The sequence below is a fragment of the Saccharibacillus endophyticus genome, assembly GCF_013185185.1.
Classification (GTDB): domain Bacteria; phylum Bacillota; class Bacilli; order Paenibacillales; family Paenibacillaceae; genus Saccharibacillus; species Saccharibacillus endophyticus.
Genome location: NZ_JAAZWE010000004.1, coordinates 446330 through 472163, shown reverse-complemented (window position 1 = coordinate 472163; position 25834 = coordinate 446330). Strand labels below are relative to the sequence as shown.

Genomic DNA, 25834 nt, shown 5'->3' with positions numbered 1-25834 from the left:
TCTGATTTAGGTGAAAAAGATTCAAAAAGCGCGCCGGAATTCGTTCGGCGTATGGCCTGTCGTTTTTTTGAATACGCGGCTGAAGTATTTTTCGTCTTGGTAGCCGACCAGTTCGGCGATGCGGACTACGGTCATGTCGGAGTCGAGGAGGAGGCGTTTGGCGCGTTCGAGGCGGATGTTGGCGAGGTAGTCGAAGACATTTTCGCCGAGTTCGCGTTTGAAGCGTCTCGAGATGTACTCGCGGCTCAGGAAGAAGCGGTCTGCCAGGTCTTGGAGCGTCAGTTCTTCGCGGTAATGCTCGCGGATATAGGCGGCGATCTCTTCCATCACGCCTGCGCCTCCGGCGGAACCGGATTCGAAGGCATGGATATAAGTGTTGTTCTCGTCGTGGTCGAGCGCCGGAGCGGCGAGGGCGTTTCGAGCGTCTTTGCTGCCCGGTACGGCTCCGGCATGTGCGGCCGCCATAGGGGCAGGCTGTACGGAATATTGTTTTAAAGCTTCCTCTGCCTGCAGATACGAAGCGCGCAACCCGTCGCCCAAGCCGTCCGCGCATCCGCCGATGCCGAAATGCAGGGGCTCGCCGAGTACGGCGGCCAGACCCGCATTGATCCGATTGAGCTTTTCCGTGGCATGCGCCGCGCCGTTCCAGAAGAAAACGGCGATCTCTCGTTCGCGTCCCAGATTGCGGAAAGCATAGCCGTCCGCGCCGCGTCCGAGCATTTCGTTGGCGACGTTCGCCAGCGTGAAAAAGAGCAGTTCGGTGCGCCCGGCGTATTTGTGCCACAGCGGAGAAGTTTCGCTTAACCTTACAACGGCGCTTCGCACGGTGCCTGCGGGTTCGTTCAACCCGAACTCGCCTGCCAGTTCCCGCTCCGCCGTCTCGCGCGCAGCCGGAGCACCGAGCAGATCGGAGCATAGTTTGTCCCGGTAAACAGGCTTGAAGCGGTTGACCTCCATCGCTTGGGCAAGCAGCTGCCTGCGATTGGCTTCGCTCGTTTGCCAGCTCTGCACGGCACGCGAAAAGGAGTCGTTGAGCTGATCCGCATCGATAGGCTTCAATAGATAATCCATGCCGCCGTAGCGCAAGGTCTGACGGGCGAAATCGAAGTCTCCGTGCCCGCTGATGACCAGCGTTTTGGTATCCGGCGCTTGAAGACTGATCCACTCCAGCAAGTCGATTCCGCCTCCGGCCGGCATGATCATATCCGTCAGCACGATGTGCGGGGCATGCCGTTCGATCATGGCGACGGCTTCGCGGCCGTTCGCGGCTTCCAGAATCTCGGCGGTCTCGTAGCGCTCCCAATCGATCAGGAGTCGAATCGCTTCGCGTACATGGGCTTCATCGTCTACGATAAGTACTTTCATGGCGGATGCTCCTTTTTTTGGAAAATCGATCTCTTCCTCTATTTATGTCCGAAAATCCTCGTCCCCAAACAACGGGATCCGAAGCGTAACCTGAAGTCCGCCTTCCAGCGCCTGACTTAGGAAAACCGCAGCGGATTCGCCGAAATAGAGCCGAAGCCGATCGCCGACGCTGCGCAGTCCGATCTGCGGCGATTCCGTATTTTGACCGAACACGAGCGGGCGATCGAGCATATCCTGCAATTCCTGCCGTTTGCCCTGCTCGATGCCGGGGCCGTTGTCGGCGACGATCACGATCAGTTCGCGGCGAAGAGCAGGATTCGATCGCGGATTGGTTTCGTCAACGAGAGCAGGATCTTCGAAACGATTCTCTCCGAAACCCGTGCTGCCTGCCGCCTGAACGTCGTCTTTCCGATCCGAAGCCTCTCCCCCCTTACAACGTACAAAAGCCCGAATGCGCAGCACGCCTTCTTTTTCCGGCGCTTCGTCCGCGTGTTTGAAATAATTTTCCGCGAGCGGCTGAAGAATCATTCGCGGCACCTGCACGCTCTTCGCTTCCGGCTCGATCTCCAAGGAGAAGCGGAAATTGCCCTGGAAGCGGTGTTTTTGCAAGCCCAGATAATCCTGCACGTATTCCAGCTCTCGGCTTAGCGGGACGAAGGCGTCGCCGACGTGCATATTATAGTGCATCATGCGCCCGAGCGAGGTGATGAGGCCGTAGACTTCTTTATCGCCTTTTCGGAGCGCCTGCGTCGCGATGGATTGCAGCGCGTTATTCAGAAAATGAGGGTTGACCTGCGCTTCCAGTGCCCGCAATTGATTGGTCTTGTTCATGATCTCCAACCGGTACTGCTTCAAAATAGAGTCGTTCAACCTGCGCACCATACCCTCGAACCGCCGGGACAGCACGCCGAATTCATCGGTCCGGTTCGTCTCCAGCTCAAGCGGAAGCCCGCCGGATTCGACCTGCTGCATGCCGCGGATCAGCTTGCGGATCGGCTGGGTGAATTTGAGCGAGATGAACGCCGTCGCCACGACCACAACGATCAGCGACAGCGCGCCCACGGCGGCATTGAGCAGCAGGATCTGCCGCTCGCGCCGGTACAGCGTGTCGGTGTCGACGCTTTTGATCAACGTCCAATCGGCGAGCGGGCTGCGTACCTTTTCGTAAAAAAGGAAGGAGTCGCTGCCGTCTTTTTGCACCGTGTAGCCGGATTCGCCGCGCGCCGCCAACACTTCGTCCAGCCCGTTCAGGTCCGGCTTCTCGCCGAGGCGGTCGGGAGGGCCGACGATCAGCCTTCCTTCGCCGTCCACGATGTACACCTGCTCGCCTTCGGCGGCCAGGCGCTGCGTCAGCGAGCGAAGAAAATCGATGCGCACGTCGATCGCGAGCAGGCCGGCTTTTTCGTTGCGGGGAATATCGTAGACGATGCGGTTGAACGTGAATACGTCCGTCGTCCGCTCCTCGTTTTCCGGACGCAGCCTGTAGGTGCCGGCCCGGTGGGTCAAGCCCGCGAACGCCTGCACGTTCCAGCGGCGGTATTCCGGAAGCTGCTCCTGCCGCATCGGCCCGTACGGTTTGCCCGCGAAGTAGAGATAGGAGTTGCTGCTTTTGTCGATATGCAAAAAGACTTGGTAAATGCCGTCCAGCGAATAATACGATCGTCGCAGCGCGCCCATGACGTCGTTTCGGTCGAGACCGGAATCCAGTTCGTCGGAGCCTGCGAGGATAATATCGATCACCGTATCGCCGTAGACCGATTCGTCGTAAATTTGCAGGGAAAGCTTATTGACCGTGTCGAGATAGTTGACGATATTGATCTGTCCTTGATAAAGCAGGCTGGCGTTGTCTTCGACGGCGCTGCGTTTGACGTTCTCCTTGGTCAGGTTGTAGGCGATCAGGGCGGAGAGCAGAATGGGCAAAGCCGTAGCGAATACAAGGAATACAATCAACTTGCTGCGGATCGAATGTCTGAACATGGCGCTCTCCTTTTCCGAAGGTACGGACGATAGTGCTGTCGGCGGGGCAGCAGTTTATCTTATCCCGCATGTTGACCTTATTGTCGACGGAGATCGGGCAGTAGGTCAATATAGTCCACCGAATTCGTCATTTGCTTCTATGTTAGCGCTTTCTTTTTGATTCTATAATAAGTGCGTACCCGAAAAAAAGACCGAAACGGGAGGTGCACCAACTTGGCTGGACGCAAGCGCTGGATGAATGTACTGATGCAGAGCGTATTCCTGGGTCCGTCGCTGCTCTTTTTTATCGTTATCGTCGTCATCCCGTTTTTCCTGGGCATGTATTATTCCTTCACGGACTGGAACGGCGTCGCGGTGACCGTCAATTGGGTCGGCACGCGCAACTTCGCCGCCATGTTCGCGGACACGAAATTCTGGGTCTCCTTCTGGTTCACGATCCGGTTCACGCTGGCGGTGGTCATTCTTACGAACGTGATCGCGTTCTTGCTGGCCCTGCTTCTGGTGCAGCCGCTGAAGATGCGCAATCTGCTGCGGACGCTGTTCTTCATCCCCAACGTCATCGGCGGACTGCTGCTCGGCTTTATCTGGCAGTTCATCTTCATCCGCGGCTTCGCGGCCGTAGGCAAAGCGACCGGAATCGGATTTTTCAATCTCGAATGGCTCGGCACGGAAGCGACCGGCTTCTGGGGCATCGTGATCGTGTTCGTCTGGCAGGCTGCCGGCTACATGATGATCATCTATATCGCGGGCCTGATGAACGTCGACCGTTCGCTGATCGAAGCTGCCGATATCGACGGAGCGGGTTATTTGCAAAAATTGCGCTTTATCACTTTCCCGCTGGTCATGCCTTCGATCACGGTCTGCTTGTTCCTGTCGATGTCCAACGCGTTCAAAATGTTCGACCTCAATTTGTCGCTGACGCGGGGCGGACCGTTCGGTTCGACCGAATCGCTGGCGCTCAACATTTACACCGAGGCGTTCACCAACAGCAACTACGGACTCGGCACGGCCAAAGCGCTGCTGTTCTTCGTGATCGTGGCGCTCGTCTCGTCGCTGCAAGTCTGGTTCACGAAGAGAAGGGAGGTACAGTCCTAAATGGAAACGGATCGCAAATATTCGTGGCGAACGCTGACGCTCGAACTTATCGCCGTTCTGCTCGCGCTGCTGTTCCTCGTACCCTTCTACTTCGTGGTCGTGAACTCGCTCAAGAAGTTCGCCGATATCCTGAAGGATTCTGCCGCGCTGCCGAAAGCCGTCACCTTCGACAACTTCACGCGGGCCTGGGAGATTCTCGAATTTCCGAAAGCGTTCACCAACTCGCTCGTGATCACGGTATTGGCGAACGTCCTGCTGGCGCTGTTCTGTTCCATGGCGGCCTACCGTCTGGTGCGCTTCCCGAGTCGTTTCAACAATATCGTGTTCATGGCGTTCATCGCGGCGATGGTCATCCCGTTCCAGTCGATCATGATCCCGCTGGTCCGCGTCGCGGCCAACCTGGGCTTGACGAACAACCTGCCGGGACTCATTATCTGTTACTTGGGCTTCGGCGCATCGCTGACGATCTTCCTGTTCCACGGCTTCGTGAAGTCGGTTCCGATCGAGGTCGAAGAAGCGGGAATCGTAGACGGCTGCACGCCGTTCGGCGTCTTTTTCAAAATCGTCGTGCCGCTGCTCAAGCCGATGATCGTGACCGTGTTCATTCTGAACACGCTGTGGATCTGGAACGACTTCCTGCTGCCTCTCCTGATCGTCGGGGGCAACGCGGATTTGCGAACCATTCCGCTCGCCACCAACGCGTTCTTCTCCCAATACACGAAGCAATGGGACTTGGCGCTGGCGGGACTGCTGATGGGCATCGCGCCGATCATCGTCTTCTTCCTGGCGCTGCAAAAACATATCATCGCGGGTATCGCGGCCGGAGCCGTGAAAGGCTGATTGACCGACTACGGGTAAGCGGAACGACCACATAAAAGCGAGATAAGGGACGTAAAGCACTCTTATTGTAAACGCTTGCCAAACGATTGGAAAGAGGTCAGGACGAGTCCGTCGGCGGCGTTCGAAAACGCGTCGGCGCACGACAGTTTCGAAAGATCGAGGGGAGCACCGTTTTACCACACACAAGGGAGGCTACACGCATGAAAAAAACAAGCTTTCTCACCCTGGCGTTACTGCTCATGATTTCGCTGCTTGCCGCTTGCGGCGGGGGCGGCATGCCGAATCCGGAAACGGGAACGACGGGAACCGGCACGACCGAGACGGGTACGGATACGACGGAACCGGCGACAGGCACCGATACGCCGACCTCGGACGTCACGCTCAAGATGTTCCAGTTCAAAGTCGAAATCGCGGACGCGATGGAGAAACTGTTGGCGGAGTATAAAAAAGAAACCGGCGTCAACATCACGATCGAAACGGTCGGCGGCGGCGCGGACTACGGCGCGGCGCTGAAAGCGAAATTCGCTTCGGGCGACGAGCCGGACATTTTCAATAACGGCGGCTATAACGAAGCGCAGCTGTGGAAAGACCGCATGGAAGATCTGTCCGATCAACCGTGGGTCGCGGACCTCAGCGACAACGTGAAAGACCCGATGACGATGGACGGCAAGCTGTACGGCCTGCCGATGAACATCGAAGGTTACGGCTTCCTTTACAACAAAGCGCTGTTCGAGCAGGCCGGCATCACCGAAATTCCGACGACGCTGACCGAACTGCGCGCTGCCGCTCAAAAGCTGCAGGACGCAGGCATCGTACCGTTCGAAAACGGCTACCAGGAATGGTGGGTTATCGGGCAGCATTTGGTCAACGGCGCTTACGCGAAACAAGACGATCCCGACAAATTCATCGCGGACTGGAGAGAAGGCAAAACTTCGGTCGTGGATAACGAGATCTTCAACCAATGGATCGACCTGGTCGACCTGACGATGGAATTCAGCAACGACCGTCCTCTGACGACCGACTACAACACGCAAATGACCGAATTCGCTTCCGGCATGGCGGCGATGACGCAGCAGGGCAACTGGACGCAGGTCCAAATCGACGGCATCGATCCCGAGCTGCAAGTCGGCGTTCTGCCGATGCCGATCAACGACGACGAAGCGCTGAACGACAACATCTTCGTCGGCGTGCCGAACAACTGGGTCGTGAACAAAAACTCGGCCAACAAAGAGGAAGCGAAAAAGTTCCTGGAGTGGATGGTTACTTCCGAAACCGGCAAACGCTACACGGTCGAAGAATTCAAATTCATCCCGGCGCTCAAAACGATCACGTACGAACCGGAACAGCTCGGCACGATCGCGGCCAGCATCCAGGAATACGTGCAAGCCGACAAAACGCTCGGCTGGCAGTGGCCTAAGCTGCCGGACGGCACTTCCCAAGAATTCGGCGCTTTGATGCAAGCTTACGTGGCGAAGAAGATCACGAAGGAAGAGCTGTTCAAACAAATGGATGAGACGGTGCTGAAGTTAGCGGCGAAGTAAGTGCTGCGGTAAACGGAGTATAGCGCCAAGCGAAAAGAAAACAGCGACCTCAAAAGCCGATCAATGGCGATGGGGTCGCTTTTTTTGTATCCGATGCCTAGACTTCTCGTTTTTTCAAAAAGGAAACAATTTAGCGAGATTTGCTGGGGTTCGGATGTCATTCCTTATGGGCAAGAATTTGCTGAGAAAATGCCGAAAAAGCCGTTTGCCCGCATTTATTGTTGCTTTTTCGCAGGAATGACGACCGTTTCAGCTAATTGCAGGTTGAATTGTTGCTGATAGGCAAGAATAATGCTGAATCTTAAGAGCCGTCTGTCTTCATCTCCGAAAAGAAGTCCGTCAGCCATCGAATCAATTCCCTCTGCGCGCCCGTCAAAAAGCGGTCCGCGTAGTAAGTCAGCTCCAGATGCCGAACCGGCTCTACGCCGGACAAAGGAATCGCGACGATGTCGGGGTAGTCTTTGCCGTTTTGCCGGGTCAATCCCGCGGGTTGGATCGTGGCGCCGATTCCGGCGGAAACGAGCTGAAGCAGCGAAGCGGCCGACGCCGTCTCCATCGCCGTGGACAGCTCGAAACCCAGCTTTCGGCATGTGGCATCCACCAGATCGCGGCCGACGTAGCCTTTCGGATACATGACCAACGGGTGGTCCTTAAGATCCTCCAGCGTGATTCGCTTTCTGCGGGCCAGCTTGCTGTCGGCGTGCACGAACAGATGGTACGGCTCGGAGCCGAGCGGGATGCGTGTAAGCCGATCGTCCGCTGAGCCTTGAAGTCCGATCCCTAAGTCGACCTTATGACTTAACACTTCCTCATGCGCGAAAATCGTCGAGATCACCTGAAGCCGGGTATCGGGATATTTGGTCTTGAAGCGAACGAACAGCGGGACCAAGCGAAAATCAAGGTCGGAAGGCAGGGCGGCCAAGCGGATTTCACCTTGGCTGCCCGATTTGAGTTCGGTCGCCGCGGTTTTGATGTCCATTTCGGCTTGAAGCATCTTCGTGCCGTAGTGCTTGAACATTTTTCCGGCTTCGGTTACGATCACTTTTTTGCCGATCCGGTCGAACAGGGGGATGCCGAGTTCATTTTCGAGCGCGCGGATTTGTTGGCTGAGGGTCGGTTGGGAGATTCCTAGCTCTTCGGCGGCGCGGGTGAAGTGAAGATGTTCGTAGACGGCCATGAAATATAGGATATTGCGGGTGTCCATAATCGTCGCCACCTTTATGATTTCGATGTGGGGAAAATCCTGTTCGTTGGGGAAGCGGGGGGGGACTGCGGGAGAAATTCGCTCAAAACGCTGTCTCACTCGGAAAAACTGATTAGAATTTTAGTGGAATTTTTCCGAGTTCAAAGGCGTTGTGACCTGAATTTCTCCCTCCGCTATTCGCTTCGACCAAGCGAAAGATTTTCTGCATGCTCAATCATAGTTTTATCCTATTATAATAATAAAGATTATAGAATTGATCAATGAATGAAGCTTGCCTATACTAAGATCCATCTGTAATTGTGATGGAGGTGGGCTTGTGAAGATGAAAAACATTTATGCGCTGCTGGCGATCGGGATCGCGGCGTTGAATCTTAGACCGCTTATGACTTCGGTTGCGCCTTTACTGGGGACCATTCAGGAGGAGCTTGGGATGAGCGGGGCGACGGCGAGTTTGTTGACGACGATTCCGGTGTTGTGCATGGGGTTGTTTGCGCCGTTGGCGGCGAAGATTGGGGATCGGCTCGGAATGGAGCGGACGATCTGGGCTTCGTTGTTGTTGATCGCCGCGATGACCGGGCTTCGGGGATTAGGTAGTTCGGTGTGGTTGTTGATTCTGACGGCGATTGTCGGCGGGATCGGGATCAGTCTGGCGGGGCCGCTGTTGTCGGCGTTTATTAAAAAGATGTTTCCGCATCGGCCTGCTGTAATTAGTATCTATTCCGCTTCGATGACGGTGGGGGCGGCGCTGGCTTCTTCGCTGTCGGTTCCGGTGTACGAGCAGAGCGGAGAGCATTTGAACGTTGCGTTAGCGAGTTGGGCGGTTCTTGGTGTAGTCGCAGCTGTATTCTGGGCAGGCTTCGCCCGGCGCGGAGGTACTTCCACATCGGGTCTTCGTGCGCGTTCCGTGCTGCCGATCCGCAACCGCAAAGCGATTCAACTGACGTTATTCTTCGGCCTGATGTCCGGCATGTTCTACTCGATCACGGCCTGGATCGCGCCGATGGCGGTCGACTTCGGGTATACTTCGGATCAAGCGGCGACGTTTCTGACGCTGTTTACATTGATTCAGATTCCGGTATCGCTGACCGCGCCAAGCCTGGTCGCGAAATTAGGGAATCCTAGAGCGGTGTTGGTGGGGTGCGCGCTGTTCAAGCTTACGGGGATCGGCATGCTGCTGCTTGGGCTTCCCATGCTTGCGGCGGTTATCGCGCTCGGCATTGGAGCCGGCGGATTGTTCCCGTTGGCGTTGATGCTGCCGATCGCGGAAGCGAATACGCCGGAAGAAGCCAGCGGCTGGTCGGCAATGACTCAGGGCGGCGGTTATATGCTCGGGGCCATGGGGCCGCTGACGATCGGTGCTTTGCACGATGCGTCAGGTCATTTCAACGGGGCGCTGACTGTGATGTTAACCGCGATTGTCGCGATGATTGCGTTGCAATGGAAGATGACGCAAGGCCGGTCTAACGCAGAGAAACCGAGCAGCCGGACCGGAGTTGAAAAAGCTTAAGCTGCGTTTTTCGAAAATCCTGCTATTCATCGATATGTTGATGAATAGCAGGATTTTCCTTTTTCTTGGCGAATCGGGTGTAGGAGTGATCTCAATTGCTCAAGCACCGACCAGGAGGAAAAGAGTATGAAGTTGACCGCGAGAAAAGAAGCGAGCGAAACCAAACAGAACCGAGGACGGGGAAAAGCGCGCCTTGTGACGGCTTTGTCCATAGTGATTTTGGTGATCGGCTATTGGATATGGAGCACGATGTTTATTGCGGAAGATGCTTTTATCCAGGCGTCTTATCGGCATATGGAAGTCGAAGAGCGTAAAGCACTGGACGGGTATCCGGGGCTGCTTGAGGTTCAGGTGGAGAGGGTTGGACCAAACAGCGTCGCTTCTATTGGAGGTTGGCAGACTTTTCACCGCTGGTTGTGCTGGACGAACGGCGGGTATGCGGTGCGCGTAACCTACCCGGATTTGAATCCGCGGTTCGGCAACGAGAACAAAAGTCTGTATTTTAATCCGAATACGCGTGCGTGGATCGGGTATGGTTGGAGGATGTGAAGCTCCTGCTATTCTCTCCAACTTCCCGTAAAAAATGCAACATCCAACTCTCTTCCCCTCATCCCTCAATCTCCCGCCTTCGCCCTTTTCCACTTCCGTATTTTCGCTCGAAAAGTCCCGAACGGCGCAGCCGAATTGATATGTATCCAACGCGCCATCGGCCAGTTCGGTTTGTCCCCGGTCCAGCGGCGCTGTCCTTGAACGAACAGTTCGTCTTCGCTCAAATTCTCGATCCACTCCAGCCATTCCGATTCCGCTTGGGCGAACATCGCTCGAAGCTCGGTCAGCGAGTAGCCTTTATGCTGCCGGTAAAAGTCCGCGTACATTCCGCCGAGTTGGTTCCATTTGTAGCCCGGAGCGGGCATTTGCGGTGTGCCGCCGGCCAATTCTTCCTGATCCCAACCCCGCACCAACGCCAGCCAACCCAGTTGATACGCTAAAATTTCCGCAGGCGTCCGATCGACATCGGGAAAACGTACATCCCGATCCGCGTCGCTGACACCTTCATACTCGGCATCCAGCTTGAGGTAAGCGGCGTGAATCGCGGCTTTCAACTCGTGTTTGGATGCGTAATCGTAACTTGGCATGAAATCCCTCCTTTTTCCTCAACCTCCATTATAGTCCGGCAACTCAGACAGCATGGTGTCCGTTTCGCGAACGAAAATCGGCACGCGTTGACAATACCTATCGAAAAGGATTAAGATACAACGAGTTAAATCGTAATAATTACGATTAAATCCATTCCGAAAGGAAGCGAGAAGTCTTATGAGTCTTTTTGATACCAAGCAAACAGGGAGCGATCGCCGAATTCCGGTTACCGTTCTGAGCGGTTACCTGGGATCGGGCAAAACGACGCTGCTCAATCATGTGCTCAACAACCGGGAAGGGCTGCGGGTGGCCGTGATCGTGAACGATATGAGCGAAGTGAACATCGACGTGGATCTGGTACAGGAAGGCGGCGGACTGTCGCGGATTGACGAGAAGCTGGTGGAGATGTCCAACGGCTGCATCTGCTGCACGCTGCGCGAAGATTTGCTGGTGGAAGTGGAGCGTCTGGCGCAGGACGGACGTTACGACTATATTCTGATCGAATCGACAGGGATCGGCGAGCCGGTTCCGGTAGCCCAGACCTTCAGCTACGTGGATGAAGAAAACGGCATCGACCTGACGCAGCTGACCAAGCTCGATACGATGGTGACGGTAGTGAACGCGGCGGAATTCTGGAAAGATTATCAGTCGCGGGAAAAGCTGCGGGATCGCGGACAGGAAGTCGCCGACGAAGACGAACGCAGCATTGTCGATTTGTTGGTCGAACAGGTGGAATTCTGCGACGTGCTGATCTTGAACAAATGCGATCTGGTGGAGCCGGAAGAGCTGGACCGTCTGGAAGAGGTGCTGCGCAGCCTTCAGCCGACGGCGAAGTTTATTCGTTCGGTAAAAGGGAAGATCGATCCGAAAGAGATCCTGAACACGGGCCGCTTTGATTTCGATCAGGCCAGCGCTTCGGCGGGGTGGATTCTGGAGCTGTCGAAAGAGGAACATACGCCCGAGACGGAAGAATACGGGATCAATTCATTCGTGTATAAAAGAAAGATTCCGTTCCATCCCGAACGCTTCGGCCGCTGGATGGGACGCTGGCCGGAAGCCGTCGTGCGTTCCAAAGGCATCGTCTGGATGGCGTTCGACAACCGCAAAGCGTATTCGTTCAGCCAAGCGGGCAGCTCGAAAGAATTCACCAGCGCGGGACTTTGGGTGTCGGCGCTGACGCCGGAGGAGCGCGCGTTCTACTTCGGCGAAGGCGAATCGCTGGAAAACTCGCCGGACTGGGACGACAAATGGGGCGACCGCGTGACGAAGTTGGTGTTCATCGGGATCGGCATGGATCGCGAAGAGATCGAGCGGTCGCTGGATGCAACGCTGTTGACCGCCGAGGAGATGAAGCAGGATTGGAGCAAGCTGCCGAATCCGTTCAAGCCGGTGACGGCGTAATTACAGCAGATAGAGGTGGCCGCTGATTTTTTGACAACCGCTTAAAAAGGATCGTAACGGATCGTATGTCCGTTAGCGATGTCTTTTTAGGCGGTTGTTTATTTTAACGGAACCAGATGACGCTTAGCCGGAAAAAGAGCTGTTTTCAGCTTCGAAAATCCGGTTTTTGATAGCTAAGCGTCCGCTCGATCCGTTACATTTCTCGAGAGGCCGATATCAACCGCTAAGCGTCGCCACGATCCGTTAAAAGTCGCGGACAGAAAATCCATGCCTCCGGAACACGATCTTCGAACCGCTCAGGAATCCCGGCGTTCGGGAAGCAAGTTTCGGATCGATCATGGATGTAGGTATGCGAAAAAACCTTCGTATGCAATGTCCATAGACGAAATCAATTTTCGCCAAAAGACATTCCTCGTTTTTCTACTGACCCGCTGTTCAATTTCCTTGCCCGGTGTTAATGAAAGGAAGAAGATCAATCGGCAAGGGAGCGAAGCCTTATGAACGGATACCGATTCGTCAGCGACTGGATGCTGGAGACGAGCGCGGAAGAATTGTGGAAACTGATCGAAGAACCCGAGCGTGCCGATTGGTGGCGCGGCTGTTCGATCTGCAAAGTGAAAGCGGGAAGCAGCGGCGACGGCATCGGAGACGAATACCGGACTGTTATCCGTACCCGCATGCTGTACAAGCTGTCTTTTACCGCGAAAATCGTCGAAAAGCGCAAGCCCTGCTTGATCGAACTTCGCGCCGACGGCCATCTCGAAGGCAGCGGACGTTTGGAGTTCGAACAGATCGGTGCCTGCACCCGCGTCCGCTACACTTGGGAGGTACGAACGAAAAAACGCTGGATGAACCTTTGGGCCCCGTTCTTCCGCCCGGCTTTCGTCTGGAACCATAACCGCGTCATGGCCGACTGCATCGATGGACTGACCACCCGCTTAGGTATCCGTCTGATCTCCCCTGAGCCTGCCGAGGCGTGATCGGCACTCGATACAGCGGCGAACCTTTTGAAATAAGTGCTTACATACACTTGTTTCGAACGATTCGCTCTGCAATCTTTGAATACATGCAAATCTACAGTTATTTGAAGCAAAAATGCTTGAAAGAGCCTAAGACCGAGAAATTAAATGGATATTCGCATCTATTCCTCTAAAAAAGTGAAATTCGAAGAAAATAACTGTATATTTGCACTTATCCTCAAAATCATGACTTTAATAATTGTTTTTCTCCCTGCCCTACCCTTTTAAGAAGCTATAGCGAAGGGGGGAATTCAGTGAAAGACGCCTTTGAACCCGGAAAATTCCACTTAAAACTTTAATCAAATTTTCCGGGTGAGACAGCGCCTTGAACGAATTTCCCCCGCAGCGCCCAAGCTTCCCCCCATCATCCTCCAATCTCCTGCCGAAAACTATAGTTCGGAATCCGCCCGCCCTCCGGCCCGATCCCGAATTCGCTAAACACCTCAAACCCGTTTTTGCAATAAAACTTCTTATTCAACTCCGTATGCGTCACCAGAGTGACCATTCCGCCTCCTTGCTTGCGAACATGCGGGAAAATGAACGAATGGAACAGCGCGCTCCCCAAGCTTTTCCCTTGATATCCTTTCGCCACCGCAAACGAATCCACGTACCATGTTTCTTTTCCGTACCGGCTGCAGGCCTCTTTCATCTTCTCCAACGTGCTCAAAATACGCGCGATCCGTTTGACGCCTACCCGCGCCGCCAGCGCCAATCCGCCGTTAAGCAGATACTGCATGAATCCCGGCCCCGGATCTCCGCTTTTTTTCAGCAGTACCGCCGATACGATCTTCCCGTCCAATATCCCGACAAAGCAGGAGTCCTGCTGAACATACGACTTCGTATTGATATAATTGAGCTTGAACAACTCGTCTCGGTACGCTTCGCCTTTGCTCAAAATGAGCTTGAACATCGGATAATCCATAAAAGACTCCGTAAACAACGTGGCGACCTCGCGCATTTCGCGTTTTTCGGCCAAACGGTAAGTTTGCATGGTTTTCTCCTTTGGTGTGCAGATTTTCTTTGTCTGTGCGTTTTCTTTATTGTAGGAAGCGGAAACGAAATAAAATATAGCGGATTCGCCGACTTTGTCCATTAATGAACAAGGTTGTCCGGATTGTACATAAAATGAGGGGGAACCGTCGTGGGAGATCGTCGCGCCGTCCGAACCCGGGCAGCGATCAAACAAGCCTTTTTAACCCTGCTGGATACCAAAACCATCTCCAAAATCACGATTCTCGAAATCACGGAGCTTGCGAATATCGGCAGAGGGACGTTTTATTTGCATTACCAGGATATTTACGCGTTGTACGAAGAAATCGAGAAAGAGATGTTCGAACGAATGGATCAGTTGTACGACGAGTCGTTTCCGATTCAAGATCGCCGAGGCGTCGTTCATTTTATCCGAAAGCTCACCGACTACGTCTACGAAAACCGAACGTTGTTCCGCATGCTGGCCGATCCCCAAAACACGCTGCTCACGCCGAATACCTTCAAAGACTTTTTCAAAACCAAAGTGCTGCAAGAAATATTGACCGAAAGGGCCTTGAGCCATCCGCCGACCGTATTCGAAGAGACGGAAAGCTTGTTTATCGTGTCAGGCGTGTTCGGCGTGATACAGGATTGGATCGAGCGCGGAATGGAGGAGGAGCCGACGGGGATGTCCCTGCGGATCGAACAGCTGCTGCTCAAGTTGGAGGAAGAATAAAGAAGAGGATTATAAAAAGACTCCCTTTTCCAAAAAGAAAAAGGAGTCTTCGTCGCGCGTTTGAAGCGGTCTATGTGGTTGGCGTATACGTCAGGATTACAAGCTTTTCATACTCGACGACAGGCTCGCCGAGATGATCTCGGGCAGTTCGGCCTTGTACGCTATGTAAGCTTCCTTGGTGATTTGGCCGTCGGCCAGCCGTTGCTCCAACTGTTGTTCCAGCTCGCGGACTTGCAGGGCGGCCAGTTCGTCTTCGCTGCCTCCGCCGAGAACAGCGATTTCGCGCAGCGACAGACCTTCGTACATCAGGTCGTAAACCGCTTGCTCGTTTTGCGCGCCGAGGGCATACAGGAAGGCGTTCGGTTTGTTCGCTGCGTCGTCGCTGGACGCAGGAGGCGTCTCGCGGTAGACCGCTTCGGCTTCGACCTTTCCTCCGGCCAATCCGCTTCCCAAAGTGATGCCGAGCGCAAGCGTACCGATGATCCAGATCCGTTTCAGATTGATGCTTTTTCTCGCCGGAAGTTCGGACGCCGCGCTCAAGGTTCGGGGCTGCGTGCTTTTCGTACTGTTTTTTCTCATGGCTTTCATATAAATTCCTCGCTTTCTTATTTTGGATACCTGTCGTTTTTTGCTATATGGAGGTCGGCCTTCTGTTTGCGCGTTTGGTGGTTTGTTGCCTCTTTCTATCTGTACTATAACCCTCGAATCTTAACCCAAGCTTAACTTCGGGGGATTTTTTAAAAAAAAGCGATAGCAAAAATAGAGTTTCTGCGACAGCCCAAACGTGTACAAATAAGAAGAAGGAGGGATGGTTATGTATCCGGATCTGGAAGGAAAGACGGTGATCGTGACCGGTGCCGCATCGGGCCTCGGCAAATCGATCGCTCTGCGGCTCGGCCGCGAAAAAGCCAATGTCGTGATCAACTACCATAGCAACAGCGAAGGCATCGAAGACATGGTGAAGGAAATCGAACAGGCGGGCGGACAAGCCATTACCGTTCAGGCCAGCACCTCGGAAGAGGACGGCGTGAAGGCGCTGATCCAAGCCGCGCACGACAAGTTCGGCAGCCTCGATATCATGATCAATAATGCCGGCAAGGAAAACGAAGTCGAATCGCACAAGCTGTCGCTCGACGACTGGAACAAGGTCATCGAACTGAATTTGACGGGGTATTTCCTGGGCAGCCGCGAGGCGATCGCCTACATGCTCGAACACGGCGTCAAGGGCACGGTCATCAACATGTCCAGCGTCCACGAGATCATTCCATGGCCTCACTTCGTGCACTACGCGGCGAGCAAGGGCGGGGTCAAGATGATGACCGAGACGCTTGCGCTGGAGTACGCGCCGCACGGCATTCGGGTGAATTCGATCGGGCCCGGTGCCATTAACACGCCGATCAACAAAGAGAAATTCGAAGATCCCGAGCAGAAAAAACAGGTGGAAAGCATGATCCCGATGGGTTACGTGGGAGAGCCCGAGGAGATCGCCGCGGTGGCCGCCTGGCTCGCGTCGTCGGAATCCAGCTACGTGACGGGTATCACGCTGTTTGCCGACGGAGGCATGACCAAATATCCTTCTTTCCAAGGCGGAAAAGGGTAACGGTCGGTCGCTTGATGTATTCGACGTAAATGAGGGGAAGCGGAAAGTTGTCTCGTTAGAGGGGAGACCTTTCCGCTTCTTTTGGTTCGCGAATCGGAAGGAGGAAGACTCATGAATCCGAAATGGTGGAAAGAAAGCGTCGTTTATGAGATCTATCCGAAAAGCTTCATGGATGCAAACGGCGACGGTGTCGGGGATTTGGCAGGGATTGTTTCCAAGTTGGACTATTTGCAGGATCTTGGCGTGGACGTGCTGTGGCTGACGCCCGTCTACGATTCGCCCGATCATGAAGGCGGTTACGACATTCGCGACTACCGGAAGATCATGGACAAGTTCGGCAAGATGGAAGACTTCGACCGTCTACTGGAGGAAGCGCATAGCCGGAGCATGAAGATCATGCTGGAGATGCCGTTCAACCATACCTCCAACGAACATCCGTGGTTTCAGGAATCGCGCTCATCCAAGAAAAACGACAAACGAAACTATTATATCTGGCGCGAAGGGCGAGGCTCCGGTTTCCCGAACAATTGGGGCTCTTATTTCGGCGGTTCCGTCTGGGAATTCGATGCCGATACGGAAGAATATTATATGCATCTGTACAGCCATCGCCAACCGAACCTCAATTGGGACAACGAGAAGGTGCGCGAGGAAGCGTATCAGATCGTCAAGTTTTGGGCGGACAAAGGGGTCGACGGGTTCCATTTCAACTCCATCGCCCATATCGTGAAAACGGAAGGGCACGACGACGAGGATACGGGCAACGCGCAGCATATGCCGGTCGAACGTGCGTATCAGATGTTTTCCAGTTTGGACAAGGTGAACGGCATCGTCAAACGTTTATATGAAGAGATCGGCGAAGAGTACGATATCGTGGCGATCGGCGAAGCGGCCGGGCTCGATCCGTCGCAGACGCTCGATTCGATCAGCGACGAGCCGGGCAAAGCGAACATGGTGCTGAACTCCGACCATATGCTGCTGTCGCACTCTTCGCAAGGCATCGGTCGTTGGACGGACAAAACATGGACGCTGCTCGACGTGAAGCAGTCGATCAGCCATTGGCAGACGGTGCTGCACGGCCACGGCTGGAACGCCAACAATTTAGCCGACCATGACCAACCGCGTTCCGTTGCCCGGTTCGGCCATACGGGCGAATACCGCGAACTGTCGGCCAAAATGCTGGCAACGCTGCTGATGACGCTCGAAGGCACGCCGGCCATCTACCAAGGCGAGGAACTGGGCATGATCGGCGGCGGCTTCGAGACGGCGGACGATTTCCGCGACGAGGAAACGCTGAATTTCCTCGACCATGCGAGCGAGAACGGCATCGACGAGGCAGAAGCGCTCCGCCTGGCAAAGCGCAATACCCGCGACGCGGGCCGTACGCCGATGCAATGGGATGCTTCGTCCCATGCGGGCTTCACGACCGGTCATCCGTGGATCAAGCTGGCGCCGGGATATGAAGAGATCAACGCCGAAGCGGCGGTCGCCGACCCGGATTCGATTTTTCATTACTATAAAAAGCTGATCGAGCTGCGCAAAGTGAGCCAGACGCTGCTGTACGGCGAGTATCGCCTGCTGCTTCCGCTGGACCCGCATATTTTCGCCTATACGCGCACATTCGAAGACGAGACGCTATTGATCGTGCTGAACTTCTTCGCGGAGACGCCGACGTTCAAGTGCCCGGACCGGCTGTGCGAGCGTCCGCGCGAGTTCCTGTTCGGCAACTACGAACCGGGCGTGACGCAGGGAAGCGACTTCGAACTGCGGCCTTACGAGGCGGCGATTTATCGGTTGGGGTAAAATTGAAAAGGCCGGATCGCGGCGTCAAAGCGATCCGGCTTTTTGCGTTGTTCAGGATTTGAACGTTCGCCGACCCGACCAAGCGCCATGCGCATAATTTCGGACCCGTACGATCAACAACTGCGGAACGAATACGAGAAACACGTGCATCAACGCGATAAAAGGCCATGAAGCCAATAAATGAACAGCCGACGGCGGAGCATGGATATGTTCGTAGAGCCACCAGGCCGGCGCGGTCAGGACCCACAACAACAGATTGGAATAAGCGCAATGCTTCGCGTTTTTCCATAATAAACAGAAGGACAAAGCGAAGATTAAAGGGATCGTCCATGTTCGAAAAAAGGGAGCGCCGCTCAGAATGAAAAAGGCCAGGACCGGGTATGTCCAGACGATGCTGCCGAAATAAAGGCTTTGCGATCTGGTGCTCAAAGGAATTTTCTCCTCCTTCTTTTAGTCAAGTATCCGCTGCGTACTCCCGCCCGTTGTCGGATCGTCGCTTTGCGTCAACCTTATTCAAGATCGGTTATTGACAAGACGCACGCAAGTCGGATGAAGTTAGGTTTTTAATAAAAAAACGAATAATAGATCTAATGTCGTTAACATAAATATTAATAATTCATATAAGAATTGACTTGTACGGACATGCGTGATAAAGTGGGTGCGTAAAGGTTCTTCCGTCCGTACAACCGATACCCGAGCTGACAATCGATCGCCCGGATTTACGGTTCGACGATAGTGCTTTGTCAACAATACAGTAAGGCTAGTTCTCTGATTAAGAGTTGACAAAGCATTACTTGTAAGCGTTTCACCGGAAGCGAGCCTTCATTATTTTGCAGATGGAAAGGATGAATGAGCAGCATGACAGCATCTAACCTGAAAGCCAGAATGATCGTCGACAAGTCGTTTCGTATTTCGGAGATCGATGAGCGGATCTACGGATCGTTTATCGAGCATCTCGGCCGGGCCGTGTACGGAGGAATCTACGATCCGGGCCACCCGACGGCGGACGAGCACGGATTCCGCAATGACGTGAAGCAGTTGATCCGCGACCTGCGCGTGCCGATCGTGCGTTATCCGGGCGGCAACTTCGTCTCGGGCTACGATTGGGAAGACGGCGTAGGTCCGGTCGAAGACCGTCCGAAGCGTCTGGAACTGGCGTGGAGAACGCTGGAGCCGAACTATGTAGGGACGAACGAATTCATGCGCTGGGCAAAAGATGCCGGCACGGACGTCATGATGGCGGTCAATCTGGGCACGCGCGGCATCGACGCGGCGCGCAACCTGGTCGAATATTGCAACCATCCGGGCGGAAGCCGCTATAGCGATCTGCGCAAGCAGCACGGCTTCGCGGAACCGCATAAGATCAAAATGTGGTGTCTGGGCAACGAAATGGACGGACCTTGGCAGATCGGGCACAAGACGGCTGAAGAATACGGACGTCTCGCGCTGGAAACGGGCAAAGCGATGCGCCTGATCGATCCGTCGATCGAACTTGTATCGTGCGGCAGCTCCAGCACCGGCATGCCGACCTTCCCGTCGTGGGAAGCGGAAACGCTGGATCACACGTACGAGGTAGCCGACTTCATTTCCTTGCACCAATACTACGGCAACCGCGACAACGACTCGGCCAACTACCTGGCACGCGGCATGGACATGGACCACTTTATCCATACGGTCATCTCGACCACGGACTTCATTAAGGCCAAAAAGCGCAGCAAAAAAACGATGAAGCTCAGCTTCGACGAATGGAACGTATGGTACCACTCCAACGAAGCGGACGCGAAAATCGACCGCAATCCGTGGAGCGTTGCGCCGCCGCAGCTTGAAGACGTATACAACTTCGAAGACGCTTTGCTCGTCGGCAGCATGCTGATGACCTTTCTTCGCCGTGCGGACCGCGTGAAGTCGGCCTGCCTGGCCCAACTCGTCAACGTCATCGCGCCGATCATGACCGAAGACGGCGGACGCGCCTGGAAACAAACCATTTACTATCCATACCTGCACGCTTCCGTCTATGGACGCGGCGTGTCGCTCAAGCCGGTCGTCGATTCGCCGAAGTATGACGCGAAGGACTACACCGACGTCCCTTACCTGGATACGGCCGTCGTGCACAACGAAGAAGAAGACACGCTGACGATCTTCGCGCTGAACCGCCACCTGACCGAAGCGCTGGATCTGACTTGCGACGTGCGCAGCTTCGAAGGATATGCGATCGAAGAACATATCGTGCTCGAAAACGACGACCTCAAAGCCGTGAACACGGCCGACAGCGAGAAGGTCGCTCCGCATAACAAAGGCGCTTCCGAGCTGAAAGACGGCGTGGTAACGGGCCGTCTGGCGAAAGCATCGTGGAACGTGATCCGTTTGCGCAAACGCGGCTGATCTCGTTTCCCGAAAACCAAACAAGGAACGATTCGGCAATCGCTTCGGAAGTCGCGAAGCGCTGCCGGGACGTTCCTGTTGGCTTGTTTGGAGGATGGGGGCGAATGTTGACGTTTCGAGCACATTCGCAGCGAGCGAGGAGTCAGCACCGAATACCGAAAGTCACGATTGTACGTACAATCCGAAATGATAGTTTACATACATCCCGAGGAGGAAGTTAGATGACAAAAGCATCCGTAGTCGTAAACGCCGATGTCGCATTGGGCAAGATCGACCGCAATATTTACGGGCAGTTCGCGGAGCATCTGGGACGCTGCATTTACGAAGGCATGTGGGTCGGCGAAGATTCGGAGACGCCTAACATTGACGGGATCCGCAAAGACGTGCTGCAAGCGCTGAAAAACTTGAGCATTCCGGTACTGCGCTGGCCGGGCGGCTGTTTCGCGGACGAGTATCATTGGAAAGACGGCGTCGGTCCTCGCGAAGGCCGCGCGCGCATGGTCAATACGCACTGGGGCGGCGTGGTGGAGAACAACCATTTCGGCACGCATGAATTTTTCCGTCTGTGCGAGCTGCTGGAGACCGAGCCTTACATCTGCGGCAACGTGGGCAGCGGATCGGTGCAGGAGATGTCCGAATGGGTGGAATACATGACGTTCGACGGCGAATCCCCGATGGCGAAATGGCGTCAGGAGAACGGCCGCGAGAAGCCTTGGAAACTGAAATACTTCGGCGTCGGCAACGAGAACTGGGGCTGCGGCGGCAATATGCGCGCGGAGTATTACGCCGACGAGTATCGCCGTTACCAGACGTATTCCCGCAACTACGGCGACAACAAGCTGTTCAAGATCGCGGGCGGACCGAACGTCGACGATTACCATTGGACCGAAGTGCTGATGCGCGAAGCGGGACGCCATATGGACGGACTCAGCCTGCACTATTACACGATGGAAGGCAGCTGGGAAGAAAAGAAACCGGCGCTCGGCTTCGACGAAGCCGGCTGGTTCGAAGTGATGAAGAAGTCGCTGCATATGGACGAGCTGATCACGCGCCATACGACGATCATGGACAAATACGATCCGGAGAAACGCGTGGCGCTGATCGTCGACGAATGGGGCACGTGGTTCTTGAGCGAGCCGGGCACGAACCCTGGCTTCCTGTACCAGCAGAACTCGCTGCGCGACGCGCTGGTCGCCGGGCTGCATTTGCATATTTTCCATAAGCATCACGAACGGGTGAAAATGACGAACATCGCGCAGATGGTCAACGTGCTGCAGGCGATGATTTTGACCGAAGGCGACAAGATGCTGCTGACGCCGACGTACCACGTATTCGAAATGTTCAAAGTGCATCAGGACGCGGACGTGCTGCAAATGGCCGTGGACAGTCCCGACTACGAGTTGAACGGGGAGACGCTGCCGCAGGTGAGCGTATCCGCATCGAGAAAAGACGGCGACGTGCATATCAGCTTGTGCAATATCAGCACGACGGAAAGCGCGAGCGTCAAGCTGGATCTGCGCGGCATCGGAGCGGAAGGCCAAGTGAGCGGACGCGTGCTGACGTCCGGCGGCATGCAGGCGCATAACACGTTCGAACAGCCGGAAACGATCGCGCCGCAAACATTCGACGGTTTCGCGCGCGGCGAAAACGGAGCGCTCGACGTGACGCTGCCTCCGATGTCGGTGACGGTGTTGACGATCAAAGGCTAGTACCGACACCGCGCGACCAAAGCGGATAAAACGGGCGACGGACGAACCGTCGTCCGTTTCGCCGTATCCGCACGGAGGCGTACGGAGCTTGGGATTCTTTGCGCCTGTCCGGCGGACATCCAATAGGGAGACGAAGAGAGGAGCAAAAAACATGAAGCATCACGGATACGCGCAGACGCCGCCGCTCGGCTGGAACAGCTGGGATTGCTACGGCGCGAGCGTGACGGAAGAAGAAGTTCGCGGCAATGCGGATTATATGGCGGAACATTTGAAAAAGCACGGCTGGGAATACGTCGTCGTCGATATCCAATGGTATGAACCGGGCGCGTATTCGTCCCGTTATCGGCCGTTCGTGCCGCTGGAGATGGATGAATATTCGCGTTTGATCCCGGCTGCCAACCGTTTCCCTTCCGCGGCCGACGGAGGCGGGTTCCGCGAACTGGCGGCTTACGTGCACGGGCTGGGCCTAAAGTTCGGGATTCATATCATGCGAGGCATTCCGCGTCAGGCCGTTCACGCGGATACGAAGCTTCTCGGTACGGACGCGACTGCACGGCAGATCGCGCACGCGAATTCGATCTGTCCGTGGAACACGGACATGTACGGCGTCGATCCGTCTAAAGAAGGCGCGCAGGCATACTATGATTCCTTGTTCGCGCTGTATGCGGACTGGGGCGTCGATTACGTAAAAGTCGACGATATCGCCGATTCGAGGCTGTACGGCTACCATGAGGGCGAGGTCGAGCTGATCCGCCGCGCGATCGAAAACAGCGGCCGCGACATGGTACTGAGTTTATCGCCGGGCCCTGCTCACGTGGACAAAGCCGAGCATCTGATCGCCAACGCCAACCTGTGGCGCATGACCGACGATTATTGGGATCATTGGTTCCTGCTGCGCGGCATGTTCGAGCGCTGCGAAGCTTGGGCGCCGCATGTGGGGCCGGGACATTTCCCGGACTGCGACATGCTGCCGCTCGGCCGGATCGGCATTCGCAGCGTCGACGGCGGCGACGAAGACCGCATGACGCGCTTTACCCGCGACGAGCAGGTCACGATGATGACCCTGTGGAGCCTGTTCCGCTCGCCGCTCATGTTCGGCGGCGAACTGCGCAGCAACGACGAGTGGACCTTGTCGCTGCTCACCAACGACGAAGTACTGGCCGTCTCGCGTGACGGCTCCGACCCGCGCCCGCTGCCGCGGCGCTCCGGAGATCCGGACAGCATCCGGATCTGGACTTCAAGCCGGCCGGAGGGCGGCTTGAACGTGGGCGTGTTCAATCTCGGCGACGAGCCTGCCGAGATCTCCCTGGCCCTGAGCGAGATCGAGTCCGCGCCGGATGCGCGCGTCCGCGATCTATGGGCGCGGCAGGACGCAGCCGCGCCCGAAGGGGTGCTGCGCGCGGAACTCCCGCCGCACGGCAGCCGCCTGTTCGCGGTGACGGCGGAATAGCCGACAAAGCGGAATCGAGCCTTTTCCGAAATTCAAGGAACCTTCGAATGCGCGACGAAGGTTCCTTTTCTTTTAACGCAAAAAAGTCCGCTCGGGATAAGCGGACTTGATAGGGTGCAAGTCTGCTTTTTCGCCATCCGGTCCATTCAGGCCCCAAGCTTTTCCGATCCGACAGTCGAATATGCTTTTTGCGGGTAAATAACTCAAGCGACCTCGCACTTCAATTACCGATACGGGAAGGGGCAACTGTTAATGCAGCACGAATCGTGGAAAGAAAAAGTCGTCTATCAAATCTTCCCCCGCAGCTTCCAGGATTCGAACGAAGACGGGAACGGCGATATTCAAGGAATTACTTCCCGCCTGGATTATATTCGATCGATCGGCGTCGATACGATCTGGCTTAGTCCCGTTTACGAATCCCCGCGCGTCGATCAGGGCTATGACGTGTCGAACCAACGCGAGATCGATCCCATGATGGGCACGATGGAAGATTGGGAAGAGCTGCTGCGACAGACGCACGCGCGCGGCATGGACCTCTGGATGGACCTCGTGCTGAATCATACGTCCGACGAGCACCGCTGGTTCAAGCGTTCCCGCAGCTCCAAAGACAATCCCTACCGGGACTATTATATTTGGCGCAAAGGCGAAAAAGACGGCGAACCGCCGAACAATTGGACGTCGTACCTCGGCGGCAGCGCATGGACGTACGACGATGCGACCGGCGAATATTATTTGCATCTTTACAACAAAAAACAGCCCGACCTCAACTGGGACAATCCGAAGGTCCGCGAGGAAATTCAGAAGATGGTTCGCTATTGGATCGATAAAGGCGTCAACGGCTTCCGGCTCGATGCGATCAACGTCATCTCCAAAGACAGCGAACTGCCCGACACGAACGAAAGCAAAATGGAAGGCAGCGGCTACAAGCATTTCAAAAACGGCCCGAATGTCCACGAATATCTGCGCGAACTGAACGAAAAAGCGTTTTCCCATAAAGAAGGCATCATCACGGTGGGCGAAGCTTCGATGGTCTCGATGGACGACGTGGCCCGTTACACGCATCCCGACCGCCGCGAGCTGGACATGATCTTCATGATGGAATCGCCCAGCATCGGAAACGATCCGAACGATGCGTTCAAGAGCCGCGATTGGAAGCTGACCGAACTGAAAGAAATCGTGACTCGTTGGGAAAAAGAGCTGCTGAATATCGGCTGGTTCGGACTGTTCGCGAGCAATCATGATCATCCGCGCATGGTGTCGCATTTCGGCAACGATAAACAGTACCATGCGGAATCGGCGAAAATGCTGGCGACGCTGGTGCATACGCTGTGGGGCACGCCGTTCATTTATCAAGGCGAGGAGATCGGCATGACCGATTATCCGTTCGAATCGATCGATCAGCTCGATGACCAGATGGCGCTGCATTATTACCGGACGCGCACGGAGGAGTTGGGAGAAAATCCCGAAGAGGTGGAAAAACGGGTGCTGGCGGGCACGAGGGATCATGCGCGCACGCCGATGCAGTGGGACGACGGCGAGAATGCGGGCTTCACGACCGGAGATTCGTGGATGCCGGTCAACCCGAACCATGCGTCGATCAACGTCAAAGCGCAGGAAACCGATCCGGGCTCCATCCTCAATTACTACCGTAAACTGGTCGAAATCCGACGCGAGCATGCCGAAGTGGTCGTGCACGGCGAGTATGTTCTGATTCTGGAAGAGCATGAGCAGGTCTTTGCTTACATTCGCAGAAACCATAAAAGCCAAGGTCTGGTCCTGCTGAACTTTTCGGAAAAAGATGCGGAGTTCGAGCTGCCCGAGGACATCGGCGTGTGTACCGAGTCCGCGTATCGTTTGCTCGGCAACTACGAATCGGACGGCGAAGACGGGGAGCATAGGGGGCAAAACGACGATACTAACGCGAAGGTCGACGTCGTACCCCGCAAGCTGCGTCCGTACGAAGCGGTCGTTTTCGGCGGTTTGAAGCCTGCTCCGGGCAAATAAAGCATGAAATTTCGCGTTGTCGCGGATATAAACATTTTACCGTTTCGAAATTAATGATATAATTAGCATCGGAATTCAGGAGATAAGCTCATAGGAGG

At 55.2% G+C, this 25834-nt stretch carries 21 protein-coding genes; 14 read left to right on the top strand and 7 right to left on the bottom strand.

What is annotated here, in order from left to right; genetic code table 11:
- Positions 1 to 21: 21 nt before the first annotated feature.
- A complete protein-coding gene (locus HRQ63_RS16695; protein WP_172245800.1) occupies positions 22 to 1365 on the bottom strand; it encodes a response regulator transcription factor in 1344 nt (447 codons plus the stop codon).
- A gap of 42 nt (positions 1366 to 1407) precedes the next feature.
- Positions 1408 to 3342, bottom strand: coding sequence for a cache domain-containing sensor histidine kinase (locus HRQ63_RS16690; protein WP_172245798.1), 1935 nt, complete (start codon positions 3340 to 3342; stop codon positions 1408 to 1410).
- A 234-nt stretch (positions 3343 to 3576) separates the two neighbouring features.
- Here HRQ63_RS16690 and HRQ63_RS16685 point away from each other — a divergent pair, with 234 nt between their 5' ends.
- The 3 genes from HRQ63_RS16685 to HRQ63_RS16675 all read left to right on the top strand — a co-directional run bounded on the left by HRQ63_RS16685 (position 3577) and on the right by HRQ63_RS16675 (position 6818).
- On the top strand, positions 3577 to 4437 hold the full coding sequence (locus HRQ63_RS16685; RefSeq protein ID WP_037292465.1) for a carbohydrate ABC transporter permease: 861 nt from the start codon (positions 3577 to 3579) through the stop codon (positions 4435 to 4437).
- Positions 4438 to 5277 (top strand): carbohydrate ABC transporter permease, encoded by an 840-nt coding sequence (locus HRQ63_RS16680; RefSeq protein WP_172245796.1) that lies wholly within the window; start codon positions 4438 to 4440, stop codon positions 5275 to 5277.
- A gap of 200 nt (positions 5278 to 5477) precedes the next feature.
- On the top strand, positions 5478 to 6818 hold the full coding sequence (locus HRQ63_RS16675; protein ID WP_172245794.1) for an ABC transporter substrate-binding protein: 1341 nt from the start codon (positions 5478 to 5480) through the stop codon (positions 6816 to 6818).
- 301 nt (positions 6819 to 7119) lie between these two features.
- On the opposite strand, the gene HRQ63_RS16670 is transcribed toward HRQ63_RS16675, so the two are convergent.
- Positions 7120 to 8022: a LysR family transcriptional regulator gene (locus tag HRQ63_RS16670; RefSeq protein WP_172245792.1), complete on the bottom strand. Its 903-nt coding sequence runs from the start codon at positions 8020 to 8022 to the stop codon at positions 7120 to 7122.
- Positions 8023 to 8344: 322 nt separating this feature from the next.
- Here HRQ63_RS16670 and HRQ63_RS16665 point away from each other — a divergent pair, with 322 nt between their 5' ends.
- Positions 8345 to 9529, top strand: a complete 1185-nt coding sequence (locus HRQ63_RS16665) for an MFS transporter (RefSeq protein WP_172245790.1) — start codon at positions 8345 to 8347, stop codon at positions 9527 to 9529.
- Positions 9530 to 9655: 126 nt separating this feature from the next.
- Complete coding sequence (locus HRQ63_RS16660; RefSeq protein ID WP_172245788.1) at positions 9656 to 10078, top strand: hypothetical protein; 423 nt, start codon at positions 9656 to 9658, stop codon at positions 10076 to 10078.
- 65 nt (positions 10079 to 10143) lie between these two features.
- On the opposite strand, the gene HRQ63_RS16655 is transcribed toward HRQ63_RS16660, so the two are convergent.
- Positions 10144 to 10665 carry a ClbS/DfsB family four-helix bundle protein gene (locus HRQ63_RS16655; RefSeq protein ID WP_172245786.1) on the bottom strand — a complete coding sequence of 174 codons (522 nt, stop codon included), beginning with the start codon at positions 10663 to 10665 and terminating at the stop codon, positions 10144 to 10146.
- A gap of 178 nt (positions 10666 to 10843) precedes the next feature.
- Here HRQ63_RS16655 and HRQ63_RS16650 point away from each other — a divergent pair, with 178 nt between their 5' ends.
- The gene (locus HRQ63_RS16650) at positions 10844 to 12067 is read left to right on the top strand and encodes a GTP-binding protein (RefSeq protein WP_172245784.1); all 1224 of its coding nucleotides are present in this window, start codon (positions 10844 to 10846) and stop codon (positions 12065 to 12067) included.
- Positions 12068 to 12564: 497 nt separating this feature from the next.
- Complete coding sequence (locus HRQ63_RS16645; protein WP_172245782.1) at positions 12565 to 13047, top strand: SRPBCC family protein; 483 nt, start codon at positions 12565 to 12567, stop codon at positions 13045 to 13047.
- A 403-nt stretch (positions 13048 to 13450) separates the two neighbouring features.
- Here HRQ63_RS16645 and HRQ63_RS16640 read toward each other — a convergent pair whose 3' ends face one another.
- On the bottom strand, positions 13451 to 14077 hold the full coding sequence (locus HRQ63_RS16640) for a GNAT family N-acetyltransferase (RefSeq protein ID WP_172245780.1): 627 nt from the start codon (positions 14075 to 14077) through the stop codon (positions 13451 to 13453).
- Between the two features lie 150 nt (positions 14078 to 14227).
- Between HRQ63_RS16640 and HRQ63_RS26290 the strand changes: the two genes are divergently transcribed.
- Positions 14228 to 14791, top strand: coding sequence for a TetR/AcrR family transcriptional regulator (locus tag HRQ63_RS26290; protein WP_172245778.1), 564 nt, complete (start codon positions 14228 to 14230; stop codon positions 14789 to 14791).
- 96 nt (positions 14792 to 14887) lie between these two features.
- On the opposite strand, the gene HRQ63_RS16630 is transcribed toward HRQ63_RS26290, so the two are convergent.
- Positions 14888 to 15379 carry a hypothetical protein gene (locus tag HRQ63_RS16630; protein ID WP_172245776.1) on the bottom strand — a complete coding sequence of 164 codons (492 nt, stop codon included), beginning with the start codon at positions 15377 to 15379 and terminating at the stop codon, positions 14888 to 14890.
- Positions 15380 to 15605: 226 nt separating this feature from the next.
- Between HRQ63_RS16630 and HRQ63_RS16625 the strand changes: the two genes are divergently transcribed.
- Together HRQ63_RS16625 and HRQ63_RS16620 are read left to right on the top strand one after the other, a co-directional pair.
- On the top strand, positions 15606 to 16391 hold the full coding sequence (locus HRQ63_RS16625; RefSeq protein ID WP_172245774.1) for a glucose-1-dehydrogenase: 786 nt from the start codon (positions 15606 to 15608) through the stop codon (positions 16389 to 16391).
- 111 nt (positions 16392 to 16502) lie between these two features.
- Positions 16503 to 18191 (top strand): glycoside hydrolase family 13 protein, encoded by a 1689-nt coding sequence (locus tag HRQ63_RS16620; RefSeq protein WP_172245772.1) that lies wholly within the window; start codon positions 16503 to 16505, stop codon positions 18189 to 18191.
- A 51-nt stretch (positions 18192 to 18242) separates the two neighbouring features.
- On the opposite strand, the gene HRQ63_RS16615 is transcribed toward HRQ63_RS16620, so the two are convergent.
- A complete protein-coding gene (locus tag HRQ63_RS16615) occupies positions 18243 to 18620 on the bottom strand; it encodes a hypothetical protein (protein ID WP_172245770.1) in 378 nt (125 codons plus the stop codon).
- Between the two features lie 429 nt (positions 18621 to 19049).
- Between HRQ63_RS16615 and arfA the strand changes: the two genes are divergently transcribed.
- From arfA to HRQ63_RS16595, 4 genes are all read left to right on the top strand, one after another.
- Positions 19050 to 20573 carry an arabinosylfuranosidase ArfA gene (gene arfA / locus HRQ63_RS16610; protein WP_172245768.1) on the top strand — a complete coding sequence of 508 codons (1524 nt, stop codon included), beginning with the start codon at positions 19050 to 19052 and terminating at the stop codon, positions 20571 to 20573.
- A 221-nt stretch (positions 20574 to 20794) separates the two neighbouring features.
- Entirely contained in the window at positions 20795 to 22282 is a 1488-nt protein-coding gene (locus tag HRQ63_RS16605) for an alpha-N-arabinofuranosidase (RefSeq protein ID WP_172245766.1), read from the top strand.
- Between the two features lie 151 nt (positions 22283 to 22433).
- Positions 22434 to 23732, top strand: coding sequence for a glycoside hydrolase family 27 protein (locus HRQ63_RS16600; RefSeq protein WP_172245764.1), 1299 nt, complete (start codon positions 22434 to 22436; stop codon positions 23730 to 23732).
- Positions 23733 to 23984: 252 nt separating this feature from the next.
- Positions 23985 to 25736, top strand: coding sequence for a glycoside hydrolase family 13 protein (locus HRQ63_RS16595; protein WP_172245762.1), 1752 nt, complete (start codon positions 23985 to 23987; stop codon positions 25734 to 25736).
- Positions 25737 to 25834: the final 98 nt, after the last annotated feature.

Excerpts from the sequence above, each read along its gene's own strand:
- HRQ63_RS16695 (WP_172245800.1), bottom strand. The coding sequence starts at position 1,365 with ATGAAAGTACTTATCGTAGACGATGAAGCCCATGTACGCGAAGCGATT.
- HRQ63_RS16690 (WP_172245798.1), bottom strand. The coding sequence starts at position 3,342 with ATGTTCAGACATTCGATCCGCAGCAAGTTGATTGTATTCCTTGTATTC.
- HRQ63_RS16685 (WP_037292465.1), top strand. The coding sequence starts at position 3,577 with ATGAATGTACTGATGCAGAGCGTATTCCTGGGTCCGTCGCTGCTCTTT.
- HRQ63_RS16680 (WP_172245796.1), top strand. The coding sequence starts at position 4,438 with ATGGAAACGGATCGCAAATATTCGTGGCGAACGCTGACGCTCGAACTT.
- HRQ63_RS16675 (WP_172245794.1), top strand. The coding sequence starts at position 5,478 with ATGAAAAAAACAAGCTTTCTCACCCTGGCGTTACTGCTCATGATTTCG.
- HRQ63_RS16670 (WP_172245792.1), bottom strand. The coding sequence starts at position 8,022 with ATGGACACCCGCAATATCCTATATTTCATGGCCGTCTACGAACATCTT.
- HRQ63_RS16665 (WP_172245790.1), top strand. The coding sequence starts at position 8,345 with ATGAAAAACATTTATGCGCTGCTGGCGATCGGGATCGCGGCGTTGAAT.
- HRQ63_RS16660 (WP_172245788.1), top strand. The coding sequence starts at position 9,656 with ATGAAGTTGACCGCGAGAAAAGAAGCGAGCGAAACCAAACAGAACCGA.
- HRQ63_RS16655 (WP_172245786.1), bottom strand. The coding sequence starts at position 10,665 with ATGCCAAGTTACGATTACGCATCCAAACACGAGTTGAAAGCCGCGATT.
- HRQ63_RS16650 (WP_172245784.1), top strand. The coding sequence starts at position 10,844 with ATGAGTCTTTTTGATACCAAGCAAACAGGGAGCGATCGCCGAATTCCG.
- HRQ63_RS16645 (WP_172245782.1), top strand. The coding sequence starts at position 12,565 with ATGAACGGATACCGATTCGTCAGCGACTGGATGCTGGAGACGAGCGCG.
- HRQ63_RS16640 (WP_172245780.1), bottom strand. The coding sequence starts at position 14,077 with ATGCAAACTTACCGTTTGGCCGAAAAACGCGAAATGCGCGAGGTCGCC.
- HRQ63_RS16630 (WP_172245776.1), bottom strand. The coding sequence starts at position 15,379 with ATGAAAGCCATGAGAAAAAACAGTACGAAAAGCACGCAGCCCCGAACC.
- HRQ63_RS16625 (WP_172245774.1), top strand. The coding sequence starts at position 15,606 with ATGTATCCGGATCTGGAAGGAAAGACGGTGATCGTGACCGGTGCCGCA.
- HRQ63_RS16620 (WP_172245772.1), top strand. The coding sequence starts at position 16,503 with ATGAATCCGAAATGGTGGAAAGAAAGCGTCGTTTATGAGATCTATCCG.
- arfA (WP_172245768.1), top strand. The coding sequence starts at position 19,050 with ATGACAGCATCTAACCTGAAAGCCAGAATGATCGTCGACAAGTCGTTT.
- HRQ63_RS16605 (WP_172245766.1), top strand. The coding sequence starts at position 20,795 with ATGACAAAAGCATCCGTAGTCGTAAACGCCGATGTCGCATTGGGCAAG.
- HRQ63_RS16600 (WP_172245764.1), top strand. The coding sequence starts at position 22,434 with ATGAAGCATCACGGATACGCGCAGACGCCGCCGCTCGGCTGGAACAGC.
- HRQ63_RS16595 (WP_172245762.1), top strand. The coding sequence starts at position 23,985 with ATGCAGCACGAATCGTGGAAAGAAAAAGTCGTCTATCAAATCTTCCCC.